Genomic DNA, 20,831 nt, shown 5'->3' on the forward strand with positions numbered 1-20,831 from the left:
TCTCGTCAGAAGCCGATACGCACGGCCGTCGTCACCGAATGGGCGACGGCGCCGTTCCGCGTCGCAATGTCGGCGTCATAGCCGACGCGCCAGCCGATGTTCGGCGCGAGATCGCCCTGCGCGCCGACGCCGACCGTGACCGAATTGCGATCATAGGTCGGGATGAGGATCGTCTGTGTCGCCATTGGGCTCAGCACGCCGGCGAGGCTGACGTTCACGCGCTTGGGATCGCGGTCGAGCATTTGATTATAGGCGACCCGCACCCAGGGATCGACGCCGAGGAAAGAGGCCGAGACCTCGCCGCCATAGCGCAGGGTCGTCGCATGAATGGCGTGCTCCGGATAGACGACATTGCCGCCGGCGGCGCCGCTTTCCGTATAGCCGCGGATCGTCGCGGTCGACTGCGTCACGCCGAAGAAGGGCGTGAATTGGAAGGTGTCGAGCTTCAGCTTGGCGCCGATCTCGCCGCCGAAAGCGTATGAGTCGACGCTGGTGCGGCCGACGCCGGTGAGCCCATAGGCTCCGAGGCGGCGAATGTCGGAGAAGCCGACGTCCGGCGAGAAGGTCGCCGTTCCATGGAGATAGAAGAGATCGCCGAAATAGCCGGCGTAGACGCTCGGCGAAACGGTCGGCGAAATGTCGAAATAGCCGAGCGCGCCGCCGCCATATTGGCCGGCGCGCACCGTCGCCGCGACGCCCGCGCGAATTTCCTTCCAGCCATAGTCGACGCCGAAGGAGCCGCCATAGAGCGTGCGGTCGCCGTCGAGTCCGGGCCGCGTGGCGGTAGGCCCGAAATCGACATTGCCGCCGAGCCAGGCCGAGAGACCCTGCGCCGCGAAGACGCCGCTCTGCGCGCGGCGGATCGATTGCAGCTGCGCGATGACCGGCGCGCCGGCGCTCGAGGCGAGGCCGAGAGCGCCGGCGTCGATGCGGCCGAGCACCTGCGGGGTCGTATCGCGCATGGATTTGAGGAACAGCGGATCGACGGCGGTCGGCAAAGTGAGCTGATAGACGAGGACCATATTGTCGTTGTTCTGGCCGGAGTTGTAGCTCTGGCCCTGCATCACGCCATTGGTCGTGGTGAAATCATTGTCGTTGGAGACGAACAGATAGAAGTCGTTCGGCCGCCCCTCCACGAGCGTCGGGACGAGCGCCATGCCCTCCCATTTCTCCGCCAGAGTGAGCTGCGACTGGGCCGGCTGGCCGGGCGCGCCATTGTTGAGATTGAGGCCGAAGCGGGCGAGCTGCGTGGAATTGAGCATGTTCACGAGCTCGACAGATTGCGCCGGCGTGATCGACGGATTCAGCACGCCATTGGGCGCGACCTGACCGCCCGCCGTCGTATCGGCGGCCGTGCCGGCGATATTTGTCGCATTGCCGATATCGACGAGATAGATGGATTTGACCATGATCGGATTGCCGCCCGCCGGACCCTGGCCGATTCCGTCGCGCGCCAGCACGAGAAACTGCTTGTCGTTGAGCGCCACCATCTCGCTCTGCGCCGCGGTGCGATTGGCGGCGCCGCCATCGCCGTTCAGCCTGTAGGTCGGCAGCTGCAGGACATAGGATTCGATCGGCGCCGCCGGCGTCGGATTGAGCGAGATGTCGTAGACGAGGATGCGCGTGTTGTTGCGCGTCTGCTGTCCGGAGGCCTGATCCTGCATCGTCGCGCTCTGCAGGATCGCGAAAAGCCGGTTGCCGTCCGGGCTGACCGAGACCGCCTCGAGCCCCTGATTGTTGCGGCGTCCCGTCTGCGGCGCATTGAGCGAGTTGAAGTCGATCGCGCCATTGGTCCGCGGCAGCAGCGCCGAGGGAGTTCCGATCGAGCCGACGAGATTGCCGTTGGCGTCGAAATAAAAGATCGACGGGCCGTATTCGTCGCTGACGTAGAAGCTGCGGTCGGTCTTGAAGGCCAGCCCCTCGGCGTCGAGCGATAGCTTGCCGGCGCCGATCGAGCCAGCGGAAGGGCTCGGCGTGAGGCGACCGAAGAGATTGACGGCTCCCGTCCCAGAATCGGCGCCGGTGAATGTCTTGCCCTGATTGTCGCGCAGCAGGACACCGCCGTCGGGCGTCATCTGCACCTGATTCTGCGAGCTGGTCGAGGCGGGGAGATTCGCTCCCGAATAGGGCGAGAAGGCGATATTGAAACGCAGCAGCCGACCCGCATAGTCGGAGAAGACGCCATTGGCCGGATCGTTCAATCCGCGGTCGGGTAGAGCGAACATGGTCGCGACGAAAGTCGAGCCGCTGCGCCGCCAGGAATACGGATCGATGGCGAGGCTCGAGAAGGAGCCGAGCGTGTCGCCGAGGAAGTCGATCGTCGTCGCCGGAAGACGTCCAGTTCCAGTGAGGCCTTGATTGGTGAAGGTCACGCCGCCCAGGCTGATCGAGGTGGGACCGTCGTTGGCGACGACATTGGGCGTGCGATAGGTCTGCGCCAGTGCGGCGCCATGTAGCGCCAGCGTCGAGATGGACGCGAGCAACCAGTTACGAAAAGGCATTTCACTCTCCGGCTTTATAGCTTGGCCGGAGGTGTATGGCCGCCCCTTAACGATTCGGTGACAGTCGGGTCACGATCGCTAACGGAGCGGAAACATAGTGGCGTCGTGGCCTTCGTACCACAAAGGCCACGAAGCGGTCACGAGGACAGGTGAACGGTCACAAGGACACGTAGACGAATTTCGGTCCCTTGAGCGTCGGATAATTCTCGCGCAGCGCCTTGGCGACCTTGCCGACGAGCTCCTTGTCGCCTGCCGCCGAAGGGCCCACGAAATCCGTTCCCTGCATCCAGGTCTCGAGGAAGCAGTGGAGCTGATTGTCATAGGCGTCGTCGGTCGGATGAGCCGTCTTGTCGACGAGCGAGGCGATTCCGTCCGCGGCGACCTCGAGGCGCCAGTCGCGATCGTCGACGACCGAGCCGATGAGCTTCGCTATATCGGCGTCGGTCCACTCGCCCTTCAAATCAACCGCCATTGTTTTCGCTCCTTGCTGCGCGCGGCTCCGGCGCGGGATAAAATGGACGAAGGGCCGGGAACGCCTGTCGGATATCCGACAGGCGCGCGTCGCGGCCCTTACCGCTCGCTCACTTCTTGGTGAGCTTGGCCACCGCCATATCGATCGCCGTCGTCGCTTCGCCGACGGTCAGCCAGGCGTCCGCGCGATCCTCGCTCTTGAACGACTTGCCGAGATTATACGGCTCCTCACCCGGCACGTGCAGGAAACAGGCCCATTTTCCGTCGGCCTGCTCCTCGACCGTCACTTTGTAGTCCGCCACGCGGTCCTCCTCCTGTTGCTTTGCGTTGGTTCTCACGGTGCGCCGGTCCGTCCCCGGCGCGCTTTACGCGAAGCAGATTGGGCGCCAGAGCCTCGGCACGCTTATTGAACCTCTCCTGCGGCCGGCGGGACGCCGGCGCTGACGCGGAGCAACCCCATGACCGATATTGTCGAAGGGCCGGCGCTGGCCGCTCTATCCTGCGGAAAACCCGCGTTTCTCGTCGTGCTGCTGCATGGGGAGGGCGCCGACGGCCAGTCGATGGTCGATCATGCGCTCAATTGGGCGCCGACAATGCCCAAGGCCGAATTTCTCGCCGCCGAGGCGCCCGCCGGCGCCGATGGCGTTCGGAGCTGGTTCGATGCGGCCGATCCCGATGGGCTCGCCAAGGGCCTCGCGGCGCTCGTCCGGTTCCTCGACGAGGCGCTCGCCAAGCGTCGCCTGCCGCCCTCGCATCTGGCGCTGGTCGGCTTCTCGCAGGGCGCGACGCTGGCGCTGCTCGCCGGCCTCGCGCGGCCCGGCCCCGCGGCGGCGATCGTCGCCTTTTCGGGCGGCCCCTATGGCGCGTCGCCGACCGTCGGCGCGGATGGCGCGCCGCCCGTGCTGCTGATCCATGGCGACGCCGACGAGGCCGCGCCGCTCGCCTCGGCGCGCGAGACCAAGGCCGCTCTCACGGCGCAGGGCGCCCGCGTCTGGTCGATGACGCGCAAGGGTCTCGCCCATGCGATGGACGACGACGGAGTGATCGCCGCCGGGGACTTCCTCACCGAGCATGTCGTTCACAAGAAGGGCGGGGCTGCGGACGACCACGATCACGACCACGACGATCATGATCATGATCACGAGGCCCATTGACGCGTGGCATGGCTCTTGCGGAACGAGGGCACGCTCATTGCGAAAGGAGATCAGATCATGGCCCTGACCGCCGAGGACATAAAGGAAGGCAAATGCTATGCGACGCGCAGCCCCGAGCGATACAAGGTGATCGCCATAAATCCACGCGGGATCGTCACCTTCTTGACCTGGGAGGGCAATAAAAAGCTCGGCCCCTTGCGCGCCAATTGCGGCATGAAGGCTTTTCTCGAAGGCGTGACGAAAGAAATCCCCTGTCCGGCGGAAAGCTGAGCGGTCACACCGGCAAAGTGACGGTCGCGCGCAAGCCGCCGAGCGGCGCGCCCTCGAGCGTCACCTCGCCGCCATGCGAGCGCATGATGTCGCGGGCGATGGCGAGGCCGAGCCCGGAATGGCTCTCATCCTGATTGCGCGACTCGTCGAGACGGTAGAAGGGACGGAAAGCGTCCTCCCGACGTTCGACCGGAATGCCGGGGCCGTCATCGTCTATGTGGATGGTGAGCGTCTTGCCGTCATTGACGCCGGTGAGCACGATATTTTTCGCATAGCGCTGGGCGTTGCCGACGAGATTGGCGAGGCCGCGACGGAAGGCCGCGGGCCGCACGGCGACGAGCTTGCGGCCGGCGAAGCTCGTCCGCGCGCCGAGGCCGCGCCGCTCGGTGTCGGTCTTCAACTCGTCGAGAATCGCGGTGATGTCGGTGTCGGCCGTCGCCTCGCCGCCGTCGCCGCGCGCAAAGGCGAGATAGGCCTCGACCATGCGCTCCATTTCGTCGACGTCTTTCTTCAGCTCGCTCGTCTCCGTCGTTTCGCCGATCAGCGCGAGCGACAGTTTGAAGCGCGTGATGATGGTGCGCAGGTCATGCGAGACGCCGTTGAGCATGGTCGTGCGCTGCTCCATGGCGCGCTCGACGCGGCGTTTCATCTCCAAAAATGCCGCGCCCGCCTGCCGCACCTCGCGCGCGCCGCGCGGGCTGAAGGCGATCTCGCGCCCCTTGCCGAACTCTTCCGCCGCGCGGGCGAGGCGAAGGATCGGGCGGATCTGATTGCGCAGGAATGACGTCGCAATGGCGATGATGACCAGCGAGGCGATCACCGTCCAGATGAAGAAGATTTCCGAGTTGGACGCATAGGCCTGGGTGCGATGGGCGAGCAGGCGCATCACCGAATCGTCGAGCGCGACGCGGATTTCGACGATGTTGGAGCGTCCGACCGTGTCGATCCAGAAGGGCCGTTGCAGGCGCAGCGACAATTCCCGCGAAAGCGTATGGTCGAGCAGCGAGAAGAAAGGCTTGGCTGCGGGCGGCGGGAGCGGCTCCTTGGGCAGGAAATGGACGTCTATGCTCAAATCTTCGCCGGCGATGCGCTGGAGGATTTCACGATGCTCGCCCTTCGGGAAGGCGTCGTAGAAATCGATGAGCGCCGCCACGTCGCGCGCCACTGCGGCGGAGAGGCGCGAGGTCACCGCCTGCCAATGCCGCTCCATGAAGAAATAGGCGACCGCCGATTGCAGCAGCACGATCGGCAGGATGACGATCAGCAGCGAGCGGGCGTAGAGCCCCTTGGGCATGCGCGCATGCAGCCAGCCGGCGAAGCGCCGCCAGAGCTGGCGCGGGGCGTCGAGCGCGGCGGGGAGGGCGTGGGTCATTGCGCTTTTCCGTATTCCTCGTCCGGGCCGACGACGGCGTCCACCCACAGCCTGTATCCGCGGCCGCGGATCGTCTGCAGATGGCGCGGGCCGCCCGCGTCACCCTCGATCTTGCGGCGCAGCCGCGCCACCTCGACGTCGACGCTGCGCTCGCCCGCGGTCTCGACTTTGCCATTGACCTGGCGCTGCGCCAACCTTTGCCGTGACACGATCTCGCCCGCATTCATCGCCAGCGCGCGAAGAATCTCTTCTTCGCGAGTCGTCAGATGGATGATTCGACCATGCTCGCGCAATCGGCCCTTTTCGAGATCGAAGCCGAAGGCGCCGAAACGCACGCTCGCGACCTCTGGGGCAGGGCGGGCGGCGCGGCCGGCGCGGCGCAAAATGCTGGCGATGCGCAGCGAGAGCTCGCGCGGCTCGAAGGGCTTGGCGAGATAATCGTCGACGCCGGCCTCGAGCCCCGCCACGCGATCGGCGGTCTCGCCGCGCGCCGTCAGCATGAGGATGGGGGAGGAGCGCAAAGGCTCCGCCGCGCTACGTAATTTGCGCGCGAATTCCGGTCCGCTCTCGCCGGGCATCATCACATCGAGGACGATGAGGTCGAAGGTCATGTCGGCGAGCCGCGCGCGCGCCTGGACGGCGTCGGCGGCGGCGCTGACCAGATAGCCCTGCGCGGCGAGATAGCGCGACAGCAGCGAGCGTATGCGCCGGTCGTCGTCGACGACGAGAATATGCGGGCCGGGCTCGGCCGCAGGCTGCGGCGCTGGCGCGCTCATGCGGCGTCGTCTTCGGTGAGCTGCCGCCGGCGGCGGCGCGGCGGCAGATGCGCGCGCACTTTCTCGCGATCGGGGGCGTTGACCATGGCGAGCAGAAAATCGGCCGTCGCGTCGCGCGCCTCCGGCGGCAGCTCGCCGAAGACGCGGCGGAAGCGCTCGGATTGCAGCGCCGCGAGCTCCTGGGCGAGACGCGCGCCTTTGGGCGTCGGGAACAAGAGGCGCTGACGGCGATCGGTCGCCCCCTCGCGCGCCTCCACGAAGCCGGCGTCGAGCAATTGCTTGAGCACGCGGTTGAGGCTCTGCTTGGTGATCTTCAGAATATCGAGCAGCGCGGCTATGGCGAGGCCAGGACGGCGATAGACGAAATGCAGCACGCGGTGATGAGCGCGGCCGAATTCATAATTCTCGAGCAGCCGGTCGGCGTCGCCGACGAAATCGCGATAGGCGAAGAAGAACAGCTCGATGAGATCGAACATGGGTTCGCTCTCGGGCGTGGGCTCGCGTCCGACGAGCGCCTGCGTCGAGGCGGGGCGCGGCAGCTTGCGTTCGATGGATGTCTTCACGTCGGGGACCGCTAAATGTCGGTGGAAGCGAAAGAGCCGTGAACCCTCGGACAGGGCGAGCAATATCAGGCGTTTCCACCTCCGCCTGAGGGGGAGGGCGAAGCGCCTCTTCCGGCGTCGGTTGATCGTCCTGAGCTTACACGCAGGGCTCCGAATCCAGGTTGACAACTCCTCTGCAGCCGCGTCATGCCCGCGCTCGTCGTGGGCGTCCACGCCAGGACATCGCGATACGCGGGGAGAAGAGGCTGCGCGGTTCCGCTCATTTTCTCAGCCTTCCGAGACGTCGCGGCGTGGATGGCCGCGACGAGCGCGGCCATGACGCTGCAAACATGTCTGCTCGTCGACACGAATTCGGAGCCCTGAACTTATACGTCAGCTATATTGACATATTTCTGACCGATGGCTAGTGGTTTGGAGAAGGCCGGCTCGAGACCGGCCGCCGGGATGGCTCTTTTCGCCTTGATCTCATCGGAGTGTCGGATGTCGGTTTTGCCCTTCGACCAGCGCGACGGCTACATCTGGTACAATGGCGCGCTCATACCGTGGCGGGACGCCAAGCTCCATGTGCTCTCGCATGGGCTGCACTATGGCTCCAGCGTGTTCGAGGGTGAGCGCGCCTATGGCGGCGTCATCTTCAAATCGACGGAGCATTCGGAGCGCTTCAGGCGCTCCGCGCAAATCCTCGACTTCGAGATTCCCTATAGCGTCGCCGAGCTCGACGCGGCCAAGGCCGCGGTGGTGAAGGCCAATGGCTTCGACAGCTGCTATGTGCGGCCGGTGGCCTGGCGCGGCAGCGAGATGATGGCGGTGGCCGCCCAGAATTCGACGATCCATGTGGCCATCGCGGTCTGGGACTGGCCGAGCATGTTCGACGTCGGCGCCAAGATGAAGGGCATTCGCCTGGACATCGCCGATTATCGCCGTCCCGATCCGCAGACAGCGCCCTCGCTGGCCAAGGCCGCCGGGCTCTACATGATCTGCACGATCTCCAAGCACCGCGCCGAGCGCCGCGGCTACGCCGACGCTCTGATGCTGGATTGGCTGGGCCGCGTCGCCGAATGCACCGGCGCCAATATCTTCTTCGTGAAGGACGGCGTGCTGCACACGCCTCTCGCCGATTGTTTTCTGGACGGCATCACGCGCCGCACGGTCATCGATCTCGCCCGCCGCCGCGGGATGGAGGTGGTCGAGCGCCGCATCATGCCGGACGAGCTGCCGAGCTTCAGCGAATGCTTCATCTGCGGCACGGGCGCGGAGGTCACGCCGGTCGCCGAGGCGGGCCCCTATCGCTTCACGCCCGGCGCGATCTCGCGCACGCTGATCGAAGATTATACGCGCGAAGTGAATCCGAAGGCGGTCGCCGCCTGACATCCGCCGACTCCGTAGCGCCGGAGGCAAAGCCTCTCGCGCGGCGAAACGTGACGAGCGGATGCGCCGAAAGAGCGGCTTCCGAGACGATTTGCTTCGTGTCCTTCGTGTCTTCGTGGTAAAAAATCCCTCGAAGGCGCGAATGAGGCGAAGGGCCGAGGGGTTGGCGAGGTATGGGAAAGGTCACGGGTTTTCTGGAAATCGACCGGCAGGACCGCAAATATAAGCCGGCCGCCGACCGTATCCGCCATTATGACGAATTCGTCATCGCCCTCTCTGAGGAGGCGACGCGCAATCAGGCGGCGCGCTGCATGGATTGCGGCATTCCGTTCTGCCACAATGGCTGCCCGGTCAATAATCAGATCCCGGACTGGAACGATCTCGTCTATCACGGCGACTGGCGCCGCGCGCTCGCCAATCTCCACTCCACCAATAACTTCCCTGAGTTCACCGGCCGCGTCTGCCCTGCGCCCTGCGAGGCCTCCTGCACGCTCAACCTCGTCGACCAGCCGGTCACGATCAAGACGATCGAATGCGCGATCGTCGACCGCGGATTCGAGGCGGGCTGGGTTCTGCCCGAGCCGCCCAAGTCCAAGACCGGCAAGCGCATCGCCGTCGTCGGCGCCGGCCCGGCCGGGCTCGCCGCCGCGCAGCAGCTCGCGCGCGTCGGCCATGACGTGCATGTCTATGAGAAATTCGCCAAGGCCGGCGGTCTGCTGCGCTATGGCATTCCCGACTTCAAAATGGAGAAGCATCTCATCGATCGCCGCGTCGCGCAGCTCGAGGCCGAGGGAGTCGCTTTCCATTACAACGTCAATGTCGGCGTCGATCTCGACGCGGACAGGCTCGTCGGCGAGCATGACGCGGTCATTCTGTCCGGCGGAGCCGAGCAGCCGCGCGATCTCGGCATTGCGGGGCGCGAATTGCGCGGCGTGCATTTCGCCATGGATTTCCTGCCGCAGCAGAACCGCCGCGTCTCTGGCGAGCCGCTCGTCACCAATGAGCCGATCCTCGCCTCCGGCAAGCATGTCGTCGTCATCGGCGGCGGCGACACGGGGTCCGATTGCATCGGCACCTCGGTGCGTCAGGGCGCGCTTTCGGTGACGCAGCTCGAGATCATGCCGCGTCCGCCGGAGAAAGAGGCCAAGCTCGTCACCTGGCCGGACTGGCCGCTGAAGCTGCGCACCTCCTCCTCGCACGACGAGGGCTCGACGCGCGACTTCGCGGTGTTGACGCGGGAGTTTCTGGGGGCCGACGGGGCCGTCACGGGCCTGCGCTGCGAGCGTGTCGACGGCAAGCTGCAGGCCATTCCCGGCAGCGAGTTCACGCTGAAGGCCGATCTCGTGCTATTGGCCATGGGCTTCATCTCGCCGTTGCGCGAGGGGCTGCTCGAGAAACTCGCGGTCACGCTGGACCCGCGCGGCAATGTGGCCGCCGACGTCAAATCCTATCTTTCGTCACGCGAGAAAGTTTTCGCGTGCGGAGACATGCGGCGCGGGCAATCGCTCGTCGTATGGGCGATCCGCGAGGGCAGGCAATGCGCCGCCTCGGTGGACGCCTTCCTGATGGGCGAAACAAATCTACCGAGGTGAGGAGTAACATGCCCACGGCTTTGTGGTTCTGCGACAATATCGGAAATTCGGCTCTGCCCTATGTGCTGCTCGCCATGCCGATCGGCGGCGCCTATCTCTATGGGCAGAAGAAAACGCGCATCGCCTGGATTTTGATCGGCGTCTGGGTCGTCGCTCAGATCATCATCTCCGGTCTGACCAACGCCAATTGCGTCGGCTGACGCGACGAGAAAAGTGACGCCGGCGACCGTCGCGAGACGAGCGCCGGCGTTTTTCGTCAGAGCACGTGAACCTGCGTGCCGACCTTCACGCGATTGTAGAGATCGCTGACGTCGCCGTTCAGCATGCGGATGCAGCCGGAAGAGACGCCATGGCCGATCGTCCAGGGCTCGTTGGAGCCATGGATGCGAAACATCGTGTCGCGGCCTCCCGAATAGAGATACATGGCGCGCGCGCCGAGCGGATTATTGGCGCCGCCGGTCATATGCCGCGGCAGATCCGGACGGCGGTGGAGCATGGCGGAGGGCGGCGTCCAGGCCGGCCAGGACTCCTTGCGGCCGATATGCGTTTGGCCGCGCCAGGTGAAGCCGGGACGGCCGACGCCGACGCCATAGCGGATCGCCTGCCCATCGTTCATGGAGAGATAGAGAAAGCGATTTTGCGTGTCGACGGTGATCGTTCCCGGCCGCTGACGGGTCGGGTCGGAGACGACGGAGCGCGTCGACGAATATTCGCCGGAGAGTTGACCGTCGGAGGAGGACGGAGCGCTCGCGACCGAGCGTCCGCTGAACAGGAAAGCGAACGGATTTTCGAAAGCCTGCGCGGCGGGCGCGGCGCAGCCGAACGCCAGCGCGAGCGTGACGGAAAGAGAAGAACGACGAAACGACATGACAGATACTCCCTTCGAGGCCCTCGGGCCCTTCGAGCGGGAGAAAAATGCTTCACAGGGGCGCCTGTTCCCTCGCGAGCGCCGCGCCGCCGCGCTTCATTCGACATGAATTGAATGCGGAATTGACGGTTTTCGCGCATTTCGAGCGAAACCGTGAGGCGCCTCAGCGCGCCTCGGCGGCCGAGGATGCGGCGGCCGCGGCCGCGGGCGCCGGCGCCGGAGTCTCCGCCGGTTTGGCCCGGCCCTTCGGCCAGGAGAAGTCGTCGGCGCGGCCCGGCTGGCTCGGCTGCTCGCCGCCCTCGACGAAAATATGATCGACGAGCGCCCGCGCGGCGGCGGCGCGGGCCTCCTCTCCGGCGGAGGAGGGCGATTTTCCACGCCGCGCCAGCTCTCCATCGGCGGCGACGGTCGTCGTCAGCGACTGCAGGGGGCCGATGGCGGGACGGTCCGGCAGCGTCGGCGCGGTCGCCGGAGTTGGGCCGCTCGGGGCGATGATCTGGACCGGCGGCGCCACAGCGGCCGCGCCTGCCGCGGGCTCCTCGGCGGGCGGCTGGGAGGCTTCGGCCGGGGCGCTGTCGGGCGCGGGATGGCGCGTGTCGAAGAGGCGCTTGATATCGCCCTCGACGAAATGGGCGAGCTTGCGCGCGCCGACATCGGTGAAATGGACGCCGTCCGCCGATCTCAGCTTGACGATGCGCCCGTTTATATCCGGGCCGAAGGCCTGATATTGGTTGCGCTCGTCGGCGAAAGCCTCCCAAATATCGATGAAAGGCGCGCTGTCCTGCACCGCCGCCTGCCGGTAGATGTCGTTGAACTTCGCCATATCGGCGGCGAAATGCTCGCTCTTGGTGACCGGCAGGCCGACCCAGACGAGCGGAATCTTCTTCTCGCGGAAGGCGGCCCGCACGCTTTCCACGCGCTGAGCGTAGCGTTCGCGCCAACGCGGCGACAGCGTCTCGATCGTCTCTGATCCCTCGTGAATGGCCTGTCGATCATTGGAGCCGATCATGATGACGGCCATGTCGATCTTGTCGCCGCCGGCGAGCAGCTCGCGCGCCGCCTTCGGCCAGTCGAAATAGTCCTCGCGCACGAGGCCCGTGCTGTCCTTGGCCTTGTGCAGGATGCGGATGTCGGATCGATCCGAATAGGCCTCCTCGAGACCATCGGCCAGCATCTGGCCCAGGCTGTCGCCGATCACCGCCACCTGGAAGGGCGGCGGGGCGTTGGGATCCTCGGGCTTTTGCGTCTTGTCCTTTTTGGCGGCCTTGCTCTGGCCGTGCCAATAGGCCGGCGCGCCATATTCGCGATGCGGCACGAGCCGCCGCATGCGGCCGGTCTCGCGCGCGGGCGGGTGAGCCTGCGGGCGCGCATGCGGGCGGCCGCCGAACAGGCCTTGAAAGAAATCCGCGACAGGGTCTTGCGCATGGGCGCTTTCCGCGCCGCCGATGAGCAGCGCGAAGAGAAGGATCGCGAATAGGCCGAAGAAGCGGGGCAGGCTGCGCATGCCGCCAATATAGCGCGGCCCCGGCGGCAAAGCGATCCGGCGCCCCGCTGAGGGGCGCGCAATCGCTCGCGACGGCTCCACAGTCTCGCTTTCGCCTCAGCGCAAATGCGCGGGCGCTTGCGGATTATTCTCTGGGTTGGTGTCGTGCTTGGAGAGCTTCTCCACCACGCCGCTGCCCACCAAAGGCGCAAGTTCGGCCTCGAGCGCGTCCGCGGCAGCCTTGGGATAGACCTCCTCGCCTTCGACATAGATGGAGAAGGATTTTACGTGCTTGGCTTTTTTGACCGGATCCTCGATCGTCGCCTTGGTCCATTTGTAGAGCGGGAAATGCTCGACGCCCTGCTTCTCCGCCTCGGTGACGTAATTGACGAAAGCGTCGAACTGATTGCTCAGCGCCGCATGATGCTTCGCCAAAATCGCGGCGATCGGGGCGATCGCCGCATTCTGCGGATCGGTGCGGGCGATTTCGGCAAAGTCATCGCTGATGTTCAGCCGGATTTGATATTCCCACTCTTGGCTCATCGTCATGCTCCTCGGAAGGCCCGCCGCATCGGGCTCAATTGGCGCGGCGCGACGGTTTTGTCGCGACATAGCGCTCGGCCTGCCGCAGGGCGGCGAGGCAGGGATTTTCCGAAGCTCGCGCCTCGGCGACGCGGGCGCCGGTGCGGTCGGTCCAGGCCGAGCGCCGGAATCCGCTGAAGTAATTATAGAAGCCGAGAGCCGAGCCACGCGCGAGGCGCAAGGCCGAATCGCCGAACAGCGGGTCGATCTCGCGCAGCAGCGTCTGATTGGGTGACGGCGATTGCCGCCAGCTCGGTGGATCGGCCGGGCCGCCGAAGGGCGTCAGATGCCGCGTCTGGACATAGCCCGTCTCGCCGTCGAAGGAGACGATGCTCCACTTCGGCCCCTGGCGCACGAGCACGATGGGCGACAAAGCCGGTATGACGCCGATGAGATGCTCGCCGCTTCCGGCGTCGCCGCGCAGCGCGGCGTCCTGAAAGACGCAGGCCGGCCTCGCCGCCGCCGATCCGGCGAGCCCGAGCAGCGCCGCGGCTGCGCAGATCATGCGAGTTACGCTCCTCATGCGGTCCTTCCCCGTGATTTCGGCAATATCCTAGTGAATAAGTAGGGTGTGTCAACGCCGCCGGCCCCTTTCGCTGCGGCTTGACGCGAAGCCTCGCGCTCCGGCATCACTCGCGCAACGGTTTTTCGGAGCGGCGGATGTTCGTGCAATGGTCCCTGGTCTGCGCCGTAGCGGCGCTGGTCTCGCTTTTCACGCCGGCGGGCGTCATGGCGCAATCGGAGCTGGAGACGCGCGGAGGCGCGGGCGGCTTCGATTTCTACGTGCTGACGCTCTCCTGGTCGCCGGCCTTTTGCGAGAGCGGCGGCGGCCGCGAATATCGCGCGCAATGCGAGCCCGGCCTCGGCAAAGGCTTCGTCACCCATGGCCTGTGGCCGCAATATGAGCATGGCTTTCCGAGCGATTGCGACGGCGCCGCGACACCCTCGCGCATGGCGCTCGAGCATGTCGCCGGCGTCTATCCCGACGAGGGGCTGGCGCGATACGAATGGCGCAAGCATGGCCGCTGCTCGGGCAAGAGCCCGACCGATTATTTCGCCGATGTGCGCCGCGCCACCGAGAGCGTGACAATCCCACGGCTTTTCGAACGGCCGAGGGAGGCGCAGAGCTTCGCGCCCCTCGATATTCAGCGCGCCTTTATCGCCGCCAATCCGCGGCTGCGGCCGGGCATGCTCGCCGTCACCTGCCGCAAGGGCGCGCTGCAGGATGTGCGCGTTTGCTTCTCGCGCGATCTGCGCGAGTTCCGCCCCTGTCCCGAGATCGTGCGCGGCGCGTGTCGCGCCGGCGAAATCTCCGTGCCGGCGCCTTTGTAGACGATGAATTATCGCCATGGGTTCCACGCCGGCAATTTCGCCGATGTGTTCAAGCATGCGCTGCTGGCGCGGCTTCTCCTCTATCTCACGCGCAAGGACACGCCGTTCCGCGTCATCGACACGCATGCGGGGGAGGGCGCTTACGACCTCTCCGCCGACGAGGCCGAGCGCACGGGCGAATGGCGCGGCGGCATAGGCCGGCTCGCCGATCTCTCTGGCGCCGATGCGCGATCGCGCGATTTGCTCGCGCCATATCTCGATGTCGTGGGACCGCTCGGCGCCGAGGGACGGCCGGCGCTCTATCCCGGCTCGCCGCTGATCGCGACGCGCTTCTTGCGCGCGCAGGATCGCGCCGTCTTCTGCGAATTGCGGCCCGACGCTTTCGAAGCGCTTCAGACGCGCTTCGCGCGCGACAAGCGCGTGAAAACCATCCATCTCGACGGCTATGTCGGCCTCTTCGCCTTCGTGCCGCCGAAGGAGCGACGCGGGCTCGTGCTGATCGATCCGCCTTTCGAGCAGCGCGACGAGACCGAGCGCATGCTGAAGACTTTTCTCGAGGCGCATCGCAAATGGCCGACTGGGATTTATGCGCTGTGGCGGCCGATCAAGGATGCGGCGGAGCAGCGCTGGTTGATCGGCGCTTTGCGCTCCAGCGGCGTGAAGAAGATTTTGCGCCTCGATCTTTGCGTCGGCGGCGCGGCAGAGGATACGAAGCTACGCAGCACCGGCCTCATCGTCGTCAATCCGCCTTTCACCTTCGAGGAGGAGGCGCGGGCGATCTCGGCCTTTCTCGCGGAGCGCCTGGCGCAGGGGCCGGGCGCCGGATGCGAGATCGAATGGGTGAGCAGCGAATGACGCCTCTTGTCCTTCTTCCAATGTGAGGCGTCATTGCGAGCGAAGCGAAGCAATCTAGGGCCGTCGAGCGGCCCCTGGATCGCTTCGTCGCTTCGCTCCTCGTGATGACGGCGGACGATGGATAGTTGACGCGAAGGCGTTTTGCGCAGCGCCGAACAATTCAGGAATCGCCTCGCGGCTCTGGATTGCTTCGCTCCGCTCGCAATGACGGTGCGGCTTATTCTTCTGGAACCTCGCGCACGGCGCCGCGCGCGGCGCTGGTGGTCATGGCCGCATAGGCGCGAAGCGCCTTCGACACTTTGCGGGCGCGCGCGGCCGGCTTCCAGGCGTCCTTGCCGCGGGCCTCTTCCGCGGCGCGGCGCTTCCCCAGCTCGTCCTCGGAAACGGCGAGGCGGATGGAGCGCGCCGGAATGTCGATCTCTATGCGGTCGCCTTCCTTCACCAGGCCGATGAGGCCGCCCTCGGCCGCCTCCGGCGAGACATGGCCGATGGAGAGGCCCGAAGTGCCGCCGGAAAAACGTCCATCGGTGATGAGCGCGCAGGCCTTGCCGAGGCCTTTCGATTTCAGATAGCTCGTCGGATAGAGCATCTCCTGCATGCCCGGCCCGCCGCGCGGCCCCTCATAGCGGATCACCACCACATCGCCGGCGACGATTCTGCCGCCGAGGATCGCGTCCACCGCGGCGTCCTGGCTCTCGAACACGCGCGCCGGGCCAGCGAATTTCAGAATGGAGTCGTCGACACCCGCCGTCTTCACGATGCAGCCGTCCTGCGCCAGATTGCCGGTCAGCACGGCGAGGCCGCCGTCCTTGGAAAAGGCGTGGGCGGCGTCGCGCACGGCGCCCTTCTCGCGATCGAGATCGAGCGCGTCGAAGCGACGGCTCTGGCTGAAGGCCACTTGCGTCGGCACGCCTCCGGGCGCTGCGCGGAAGAAGGTCGCGACGCTCTCGCTGTTGGAGACGCGCACGTCCCAGCGCGCGAGCGCTTCGCCGAGCGTCGCCGAATGGACGGTCGGCAAGTCGGTATGCAGCAGGCCCGCGCGCGCGAGCTCTCCCAAAATGGCGTAGATGCCGCCGGCGCGATGCACATCCTCGAGATGAATGTCGGGCACGCTCGGCGCCACTTTGCAGAGCACGGGCACGCGCCGCGACAGTCGGTCGATGTCTTCCATGGTGAAGGGGACGTCCGCCTCATAGGCCGCGGCGAGAATATGCAGCACGGTGTTGGTGGAGCCGCCCATGGCGATGTCGAGCGTCATCGCATTCTCGAAAGCCTCGAACTTCGCGATGGAGCGCGGCAGCACGCTGGAATCGTCCTGCTCGTACCAGCGGCGGGCGATATCGACGATGAGATGGCCGGCCTCGACGAAGAGGCGTTCGCGATCGGCGTGCGTCGCCAGCACAGTGCCGTTGCCGGGCAGGGCGAGGCCCAGCGCCTCGGCGAGGCAGTTCATGGAATTGGCGGTGAACATGCCGGAGCAGGAGCCGCAGGTCGGACAGGCCGAGCGCTCGATGACGGCGACGTCGGCGTCGCTGACCTTGTCGTCGCCGGCCGCGACCATGGCGTCGACGAGGTCGAGCGCATGGCTCTCACCATGCAGCGTGGCCTTGCCGGCCTCCATCGGCCCGCCGGAGACGAAGACGGTGGGGATGTTCAGCCGCAGCGCGGCCATCAGCATGCCGGGCGTGATCTTGTCGCAATTGGAGATGCAGACGAGAGCGTCGGCGCAATGGGCGTTGCACATATATTCGACGCTGTCGGCGATGATCTCGCGCGAGGGCAGGGAATAGAGCATGCCGTCATGGCCCATGGCGATGCCGTCATCGACGGCGATCGTGTCGAACTCCTTGGCGACGCCGCCGGCCTTCTCGATCTCGCGGGCGACGAGCTGGCCCAGATCTTTCAGATGCACATGGCCGGGCACGAATTGCGTGAAGGAATTGGCGATGGCGATGATCGGCTTGCCGAAGTCGCCGTCCTTCATGCCGGTGGCGCGCCACAGGCCGCGCGCGCCCGCCATATTGCGTCCATGGGTGGTGGTGCGGGAGCGGAACGGCGGCATGGGCGGCTCTCTTCTATTTTTGGGGCGTGTCGCAGATGAACTATCCCAAGGAGCAGGGCCCCGCAACCGGCGCCCGGGCCGGCTCGACGCAAAGGGCGTTTCGACCAGAACTGCGCCACGGACGGCGCCGGAACCGGAGCTTCGACCATCGAATGCCTCCGCCGGTTCGACTTGCGGCTTTTGAAAGAATGCGTCGCCTCGAGGGTTGTTTTAAGGAAAAATTAAGATAGATTACTTGTCAATATTTTCGGGGTTGACGAGTATGTGGTTTGATTTTTGCGACTCGCGGGAGGTCGCCTGGTCCCGCAGATCGATGCGGAAGTCGAAACGTATTTCGCTGTATAATTTCGCCGCCGGCTTTGCCGTGTTCGATACGATCGCTCTCGTCCTAGCCGGCTTCATTTGCGTCGGTCTTTTCGGCTCGACGAGCGGAGGCGCTGCTTGGTCGCCGCAGGAATGGCAAATCTGGGCGATTTTCTTCGCCGCCTCCCTACAGTTCGGATTGGCGCATATTTTCGAGGTCTATCGAACCTCCTCGATATTGGATCGCCGACATGTGCTTGAGCGCGCGTGTCTGTCCTTTCTCTGCGCTTTCGCGCTGATGATCTGCATAGACGCTGCGACGAAGTCGGCAGAGAGCTATTCCCGCCTCTGGTTCTTTTCCTGGGTCGGGACGAGCACGCTCCTCGCCATCGCCGCGCGGGCATTGGTCTTGAAGCGCGTCCGGCAGTCGCTCGCCGAGAGCGCGTTCGTCCATCGGGCCTTGTCGATCGGCGTGTTCTGCGATCCGCTGCACCCGCGTGAGATCGAGAGCCAGACCCATAATGAGGAGTTCGTCGTCGGATACGCCAAATTCGATGATCTCACCGAGCTCGCGGATTTGTCGGATCGCATCGTGCAGGACGAGATCGATCACGTCTATCTCGCGGCGCCATGGGACGAGATTCCGACCGTTCTCCGCAATCTCGATCTGCTGCGGCATTTGTCGACCCGAGTATTCGTCCTGCCCGCGGATCGGCGCGTTCTCGCCGATGTGGTCGACGTCGCGAAATTCGGCGACCGCATTTCCTTTTGCGGCATAGAGGAGCCGATCCACGGTTGGAGCCTCTGGTTCAAACGTCTCGAAGACATCGCTCTCGCGAGTTGCGTTCTCGTCCTTCTCGCGCCCTTGATGGCCTTGACCGCTATCGCGATCAAGATCGACTCGCCCGGCCCGATCTTCTTTCGTCAGCGACGTGTCGGTTTCAACGGACGCATATTCGAATTGTGGAAATTCCGCTCGATGTTCGTCGAGAAGACCGACCCCCACGCCTCTGTTCAAACCAGCCGCGCCGATCCGCGGGTCACGCGCGTCGGGCGGCTGATCCGCCGCTCGAGCATCGATGAATTGCCCCAATTGTTCAATGTGATCCAGGGGGATATGTCGATCGTCGGCCCGCGCCCGCATGCGCTGTCGACCAAGACCGATGGGCGAAACCTCGAGGAGCTCGTCGACTATTACGCCGTGCGTCACCGGGTGAAGCCGGGCATGACCGGATGGGCGCAAGTTCAGGGATTTCGCGGCGAGCTCGATACTCTGGACAAGCTGCGGAACCGGGTGGACTGCGACCTCTACTATATCGACAATTGGACTTTATTGCTGGATATCGGCATCATATTTCGGACGATGATGATCGTGCTTCACGACTCTCGCGCCTATTGACGACGGCGCGTTCGGCCCATCGCCGACGCGGGACTTTCTGATCGGAGAGGCGCGAAATGGCGATCGATTCCCTGCGATAAGAGAGCCGACCGCCGAATTGCGCCGGTTCGTTTCCGCGAAACGCGCCGATTGGCCGACGGCCGCCTCCCGGTCGACCGGCGCCATCGACCGTGCGCCGTCGCAGGGCTCGATCAGAACTCCCTGATCGCATCCTTGATGATCACGACGCCGACCGCTTTGTCGGCGTCCATGCCGCTCGACAGCCGATGGGGGCCGAGATGGTCCTTGCTGTCGGGATAGCGGTTCAGCATCGCGAGCTCGATCATGGGCGAACCGCAATCATAGAGACTGTCCTCCTCGCCATGGACCATGACGCGCGCCGCCGCGGGAAGCTTCTGCAACGCTTCGATCAATTCGCCGACCGTTTTGGGGCGTTCCCGGGTGAATGTCTTTTCCTCGGTCAAGATCGATCTCCTCTCGCGCGTCATCGGCCGCAGCCTGCGGCCCCGGGCGGCTCATGCAAGAAACGGAGTGCATTTCGCTCCGACGCGCCTCGCGCCCGTGAACGACCGGCGCACAATGCGCCAGGACGCCGCATATTGAAGCATTGGCCCGCGACGATATCTGAGAGTTGGGCGTCCCCGCCGAAGTCTAGCCAGGCGTCGTGAATGACAGCACTGTTTTCGCTCGATCGACTCTTGACGAGAACCATCGCCGCGGGGTCGCTGACGCTGGTCGGGCCGGACGCCCGCGTGCGCCGCTTCGGGCGAGGCGCGCCCGAGGTGACGGTCGAAATAAAGGATCGCAATCTCGCGCAGAAGCTGGTGCTGCTGCCGGACATCGCTCTCGGCGAAGCCTATATGGACGGGTCGTTCATCGTCGAAAGCGGCGAAATCTACGATTTCTTCGACTTGTGCTTCGCCAATTTCGGCCGAAGCTATGGCCATTGGCTGTGGCGCGCCTATGCTATGGCGCGACGCGTGCAGAAGCGCCTCGCACGTCGCAATTCCCTGACTGCCGCTCCGGACGAAATCCGCTCTCACTACGATCTTTCCGACGAGCTCTATCGCTTGTTTCTGGACCCGGCGCGCCAATATTCCTGCGCCTATTATCTGACGCAGGACGACACGCTCGAGCAGGCTCAGGAGCAAAAGCTCGCGCATCTCGCAGCCAAGCTGCTGTTGAGGCGTGGGCAGCGCGTCCTCGACATCGGATGCGGCTGGGGTGAGCTCGCCCTCTATCTCGCGCGCGTCGCCGACGTCGAGGTGACCGGCCTGACGCTGTCACAGGCGCAATGCGCCTATGCGCAGCAGCGCGCGACAGAGACGAGTCTCGACAATCGCGTTCGATTCCGTGTGCAGGACTATCGCAAGGAGACCGATCGCTATGATCGGATCGCTTCGGTCGGCATGTTCGAGCATGTGGGCTACGGCCGCTATTGCGAATATTTCGACAAGCTCCACGACCTTCTCGTCGACGACGGCGTCGCGGTCATGGACACGACCGGCAGCGCGTCGGGCCCGCTCGCCGGCAGCCCATGGATCGAGAAATATATTTTTCCGGGTGGGCAGGTGCCTGCGCTTTCAGAGATCATGCAGGCGATCGAGCGTGCTGGGCTCTTCGCGACCGACATTGAAATTCTTCGGCTTCATTATGCCGAGACATTGAGGATGTGGCGAAACAGATTCAAGGCCAATCGGTCCCGTGTGGCGGAGATATATGACGAGAGATTCTGCCGGATGTGGGAGTTTTATCTCGCGAGTTGCGAAGCTGGATTTCGACATTCCGGCCTCGTCGACTTCCACATTCAGCTGAGCAAGCGCATCGACGCCGTGCCGATCACCCGCGACTATCTCTATCGCTCGTGCAACTGAGCGCGC

At 65.0% G+C, this 20,831-nt stretch carries 21 protein-coding genes; 9 read left to right on the plus strand and 12 right to left on the minus strand.

Translation table 11 applies throughout. The features are described from left to right. Positions 1-5: 5 nt before the first annotated feature. The 3 genes from IY145_RS18615 to IY145_RS18625 all read right to left on the minus strand — a co-directional run bounded on the left by IY145_RS18615 (position 6) and on the right by IY145_RS18625 (position 3,274). Positions 6-2,501 carry an esterase-like activity of phytase family protein gene (locus IY145_RS18615; protein ID WP_196409572.1) on the minus strand — a complete coding sequence of 832 codons (2,496 nt, stop codon included), beginning with the start codon at positions 2,499-2,501 and terminating at the stop codon, positions 6-8. Positions 2,502-2,658: 157 nt separating this feature from the next. Beyond that, positions 2,659-2,973, minus strand: coding sequence for a hypothetical protein (locus IY145_RS18620; protein WP_196409573.1), 315 nt, complete (start codon positions 2,971-2,973; stop codon positions 2,659-2,661). A gap of 109 nt (positions 2,974-3,082) precedes the next feature. Further along, entirely contained in the window at positions 3,083-3,274 is a 192-nt protein-coding gene (locus tag IY145_RS18625; RefSeq protein ID WP_024879734.1) for a hypothetical protein, read from the minus strand. A gap of 156 nt (positions 3,275-3,430) precedes the next feature. Here IY145_RS18625 and IY145_RS18630 point away from each other — a divergent pair, with 156 nt between their 5' ends. Further along, the gene (locus IY145_RS18630; protein WP_196409574.1) at positions 3,431-4,126 is read left to right on the plus strand and encodes an alpha/beta hydrolase; all 696 of its coding nucleotides are present in this window, start codon (positions 3,431-3,433) and stop codon (positions 4,124-4,126) included. A 57-nt stretch (positions 4,127-4,183) separates the two neighbouring features. Further along, complete coding sequence (locus tag IY145_RS18635; RefSeq protein ID WP_196409575.1) at positions 4,184-4,396, plus strand: hypothetical protein; 213 nt, start codon at positions 4,184-4,186, stop codon at positions 4,394-4,396. Between the two features lie 4 nt (positions 4,397-4,400). On the opposite strand, the gene IY145_RS18640 is transcribed toward IY145_RS18635, so the two are convergent. The 3 genes from IY145_RS18640 to IY145_RS18650 are packed head-to-tail and all read right to left on the minus strand — an operon-like array spanning position 4,401 to position 7,107. Further along, positions 4,401-5,768 (minus strand): ATP-binding protein, encoded by a 1,368-nt coding sequence (locus IY145_RS18640; protein WP_196409576.1) that lies wholly within the window; start codon positions 5,766-5,768, stop codon positions 4,401-4,403. Next, positions 5,765-6,544, minus strand: a complete 780-nt coding sequence (locus tag IY145_RS18645) for a response regulator (RefSeq protein ID WP_196409577.1) — start codon at positions 6,542-6,544, stop codon at positions 5,765-5,767. Before IY145_RS18645 ends, IY145_RS18640 begins: the two co-directional genes overlap by 4 nt. Continuing rightward, positions 6,541-7,107 carry a MarR family transcriptional regulator gene (locus IY145_RS18650; RefSeq protein ID WP_196409578.1) on the minus strand — a complete coding sequence of 189 codons (567 nt, stop codon included), beginning with the start codon at positions 7,105-7,107 and terminating at the stop codon, positions 6,541-6,543. Before IY145_RS18650 ends, IY145_RS18645 begins: the two co-directional genes overlap by 4 nt. A gap of 480 nt (positions 7,108-7,587) precedes the next feature. On the opposite strand from IY145_RS18650, the gene IY145_RS18655 reads away from it, so the two are divergent. The 3 genes from IY145_RS18655 (at position 7,588) to IY145_RS18665 (ending at position 10,267) form a co-directional block, all read left to right on the plus strand. After that, positions 7,588-8,475, plus strand: coding sequence for a branched-chain amino acid aminotransferase (locus tag IY145_RS18655; protein ID WP_196409579.1), 888 nt, complete (start codon positions 7,588-7,590; stop codon positions 8,473-8,475). A 173-nt stretch (positions 8,476-8,648) separates the two neighbouring features. Further along, positions 8,649-10,067 (plus strand): glutamate synthase subunit beta, encoded by a 1,419-nt coding sequence (locus IY145_RS18660; RefSeq protein WP_196409580.1) that lies wholly within the window; start codon positions 8,649-8,651, stop codon positions 10,065-10,067. An 8-nt stretch (positions 10,068-10,075) separates the two neighbouring features. Continuing rightward, on the plus strand, positions 10,076-10,267 hold the full coding sequence (locus tag IY145_RS18665; RefSeq protein ID WP_196409581.1) for a hypothetical protein: 192 nt from the start codon (positions 10,076-10,078) through the stop codon (positions 10,265-10,267). 56 nt (positions 10,268-10,323) lie between these two features. Here the strand turns inward: IY145_RS18665 and IY145_RS18670 are convergent, their stop codons facing one another. From IY145_RS18670 to IY145_RS18685, 4 genes are all read right to left on the minus strand, one after another. Beyond that, positions 10,324-10,935 (minus strand): L,D-transpeptidase, encoded by a 612-nt coding sequence (locus IY145_RS18670; protein WP_196409582.1) that lies wholly within the window; start codon positions 10,933-10,935, stop codon positions 10,324-10,326. 163 nt (positions 10,936-11,098) lie between these two features. Next, positions 11,099-12,439: an SGNH family hydrolase gene (locus IY145_RS18675; protein WP_196409583.1), complete on the minus strand. Its 1,341-nt coding sequence runs from the start codon at positions 12,437-12,439 to the stop codon at positions 11,099-11,101. A 96-nt stretch (positions 12,440-12,535) separates the two neighbouring features. Beyond that, entirely contained in the window at positions 12,536-12,961 is a 426-nt protein-coding gene (locus tag IY145_RS18680) for a hypothetical protein (RefSeq protein ID WP_196409584.1), read from the minus strand. Between the two features lie 34 nt (positions 12,962-12,995). Beyond that, complete coding sequence (locus tag IY145_RS18685) at positions 12,996-13,505, minus strand: hypothetical protein (RefSeq protein ID WP_196409585.1); 510 nt, start codon at positions 13,503-13,505, stop codon at positions 12,996-12,998. A 155-nt stretch (positions 13,506-13,660) separates the two neighbouring features. On the opposite strand from IY145_RS18685, the gene IY145_RS18690 reads away from it, so the two are divergent. Next, positions 13,661-14,332, plus strand: a complete 672-nt coding sequence (locus IY145_RS18690) for a ribonuclease T2 family protein (protein WP_196409586.1) — start codon at positions 13,661-13,663, stop codon at positions 14,330-14,332. Between the two features lie 3 nt (positions 14,333-14,335). Next, a complete protein-coding gene (locus tag IY145_RS18695) occupies positions 14,336-15,187 on the plus strand; it encodes a 23S rRNA (adenine(2030)-N(6))-methyltransferase RlmJ (RefSeq protein WP_196409587.1) in 852 nt (283 codons plus the stop codon). 217 nt (positions 15,188-15,404) lie between these two features. Here IY145_RS18695 and ilvD read toward each other — a convergent pair whose 3' ends face one another. Then, positions 15,405-17,249, minus strand: coding sequence for a dihydroxy-acid dehydratase (gene ilvD / locus IY145_RS18700; protein WP_196409588.1), 1,845 nt, complete (start codon positions 17,247-17,249; stop codon positions 15,405-15,407). 313 nt (positions 17,250-17,562) lie between these two features. On the opposite strand from ilvD, the gene IY145_RS18705 reads away from it, so the two are divergent. Then, positions 17,563-18,951 carry an exopolysaccharide biosynthesis polyprenyl glycosylphosphotransferase gene (locus IY145_RS18705; protein WP_246722096.1) on the plus strand — a complete coding sequence of 463 codons (1,389 nt, stop codon included), beginning with the start codon at positions 17,563-17,565 and terminating at the stop codon, positions 18,949-18,951. 191 nt (positions 18,952-19,142) lie between these two features. Here IY145_RS18705 and IY145_RS18710 read toward each other — a convergent pair whose 3' ends face one another. Continuing rightward, on the minus strand, positions 19,143-19,415 hold the full coding sequence (locus tag IY145_RS18710) for a hypothetical protein (protein ID WP_196409590.1): 273 nt from the start codon (positions 19,413-19,415) through the stop codon (positions 19,143-19,145). Positions 19,416-19,619: 204 nt separating this feature from the next. Here IY145_RS18710 and IY145_RS18715 point away from each other — a divergent pair, with 204 nt between their 5' ends. Next, positions 19,620-20,825, plus strand: coding sequence for an SAM-dependent methyltransferase (locus tag IY145_RS18715; RefSeq protein ID WP_196409591.1), 1,206 nt, complete (start codon positions 19,620-19,622; stop codon positions 20,823-20,825). The last annotated feature ends 6 nt before the right edge of the window (positions 20,826-20,831 follow it).

Source organism: Methylosinus sp. H3A, assembly GCF_015709455.1.
GTDB lineage: Bacteria > Pseudomonadota > Alphaproteobacteria > Rhizobiales > Beijerinckiaceae > Methylosinus.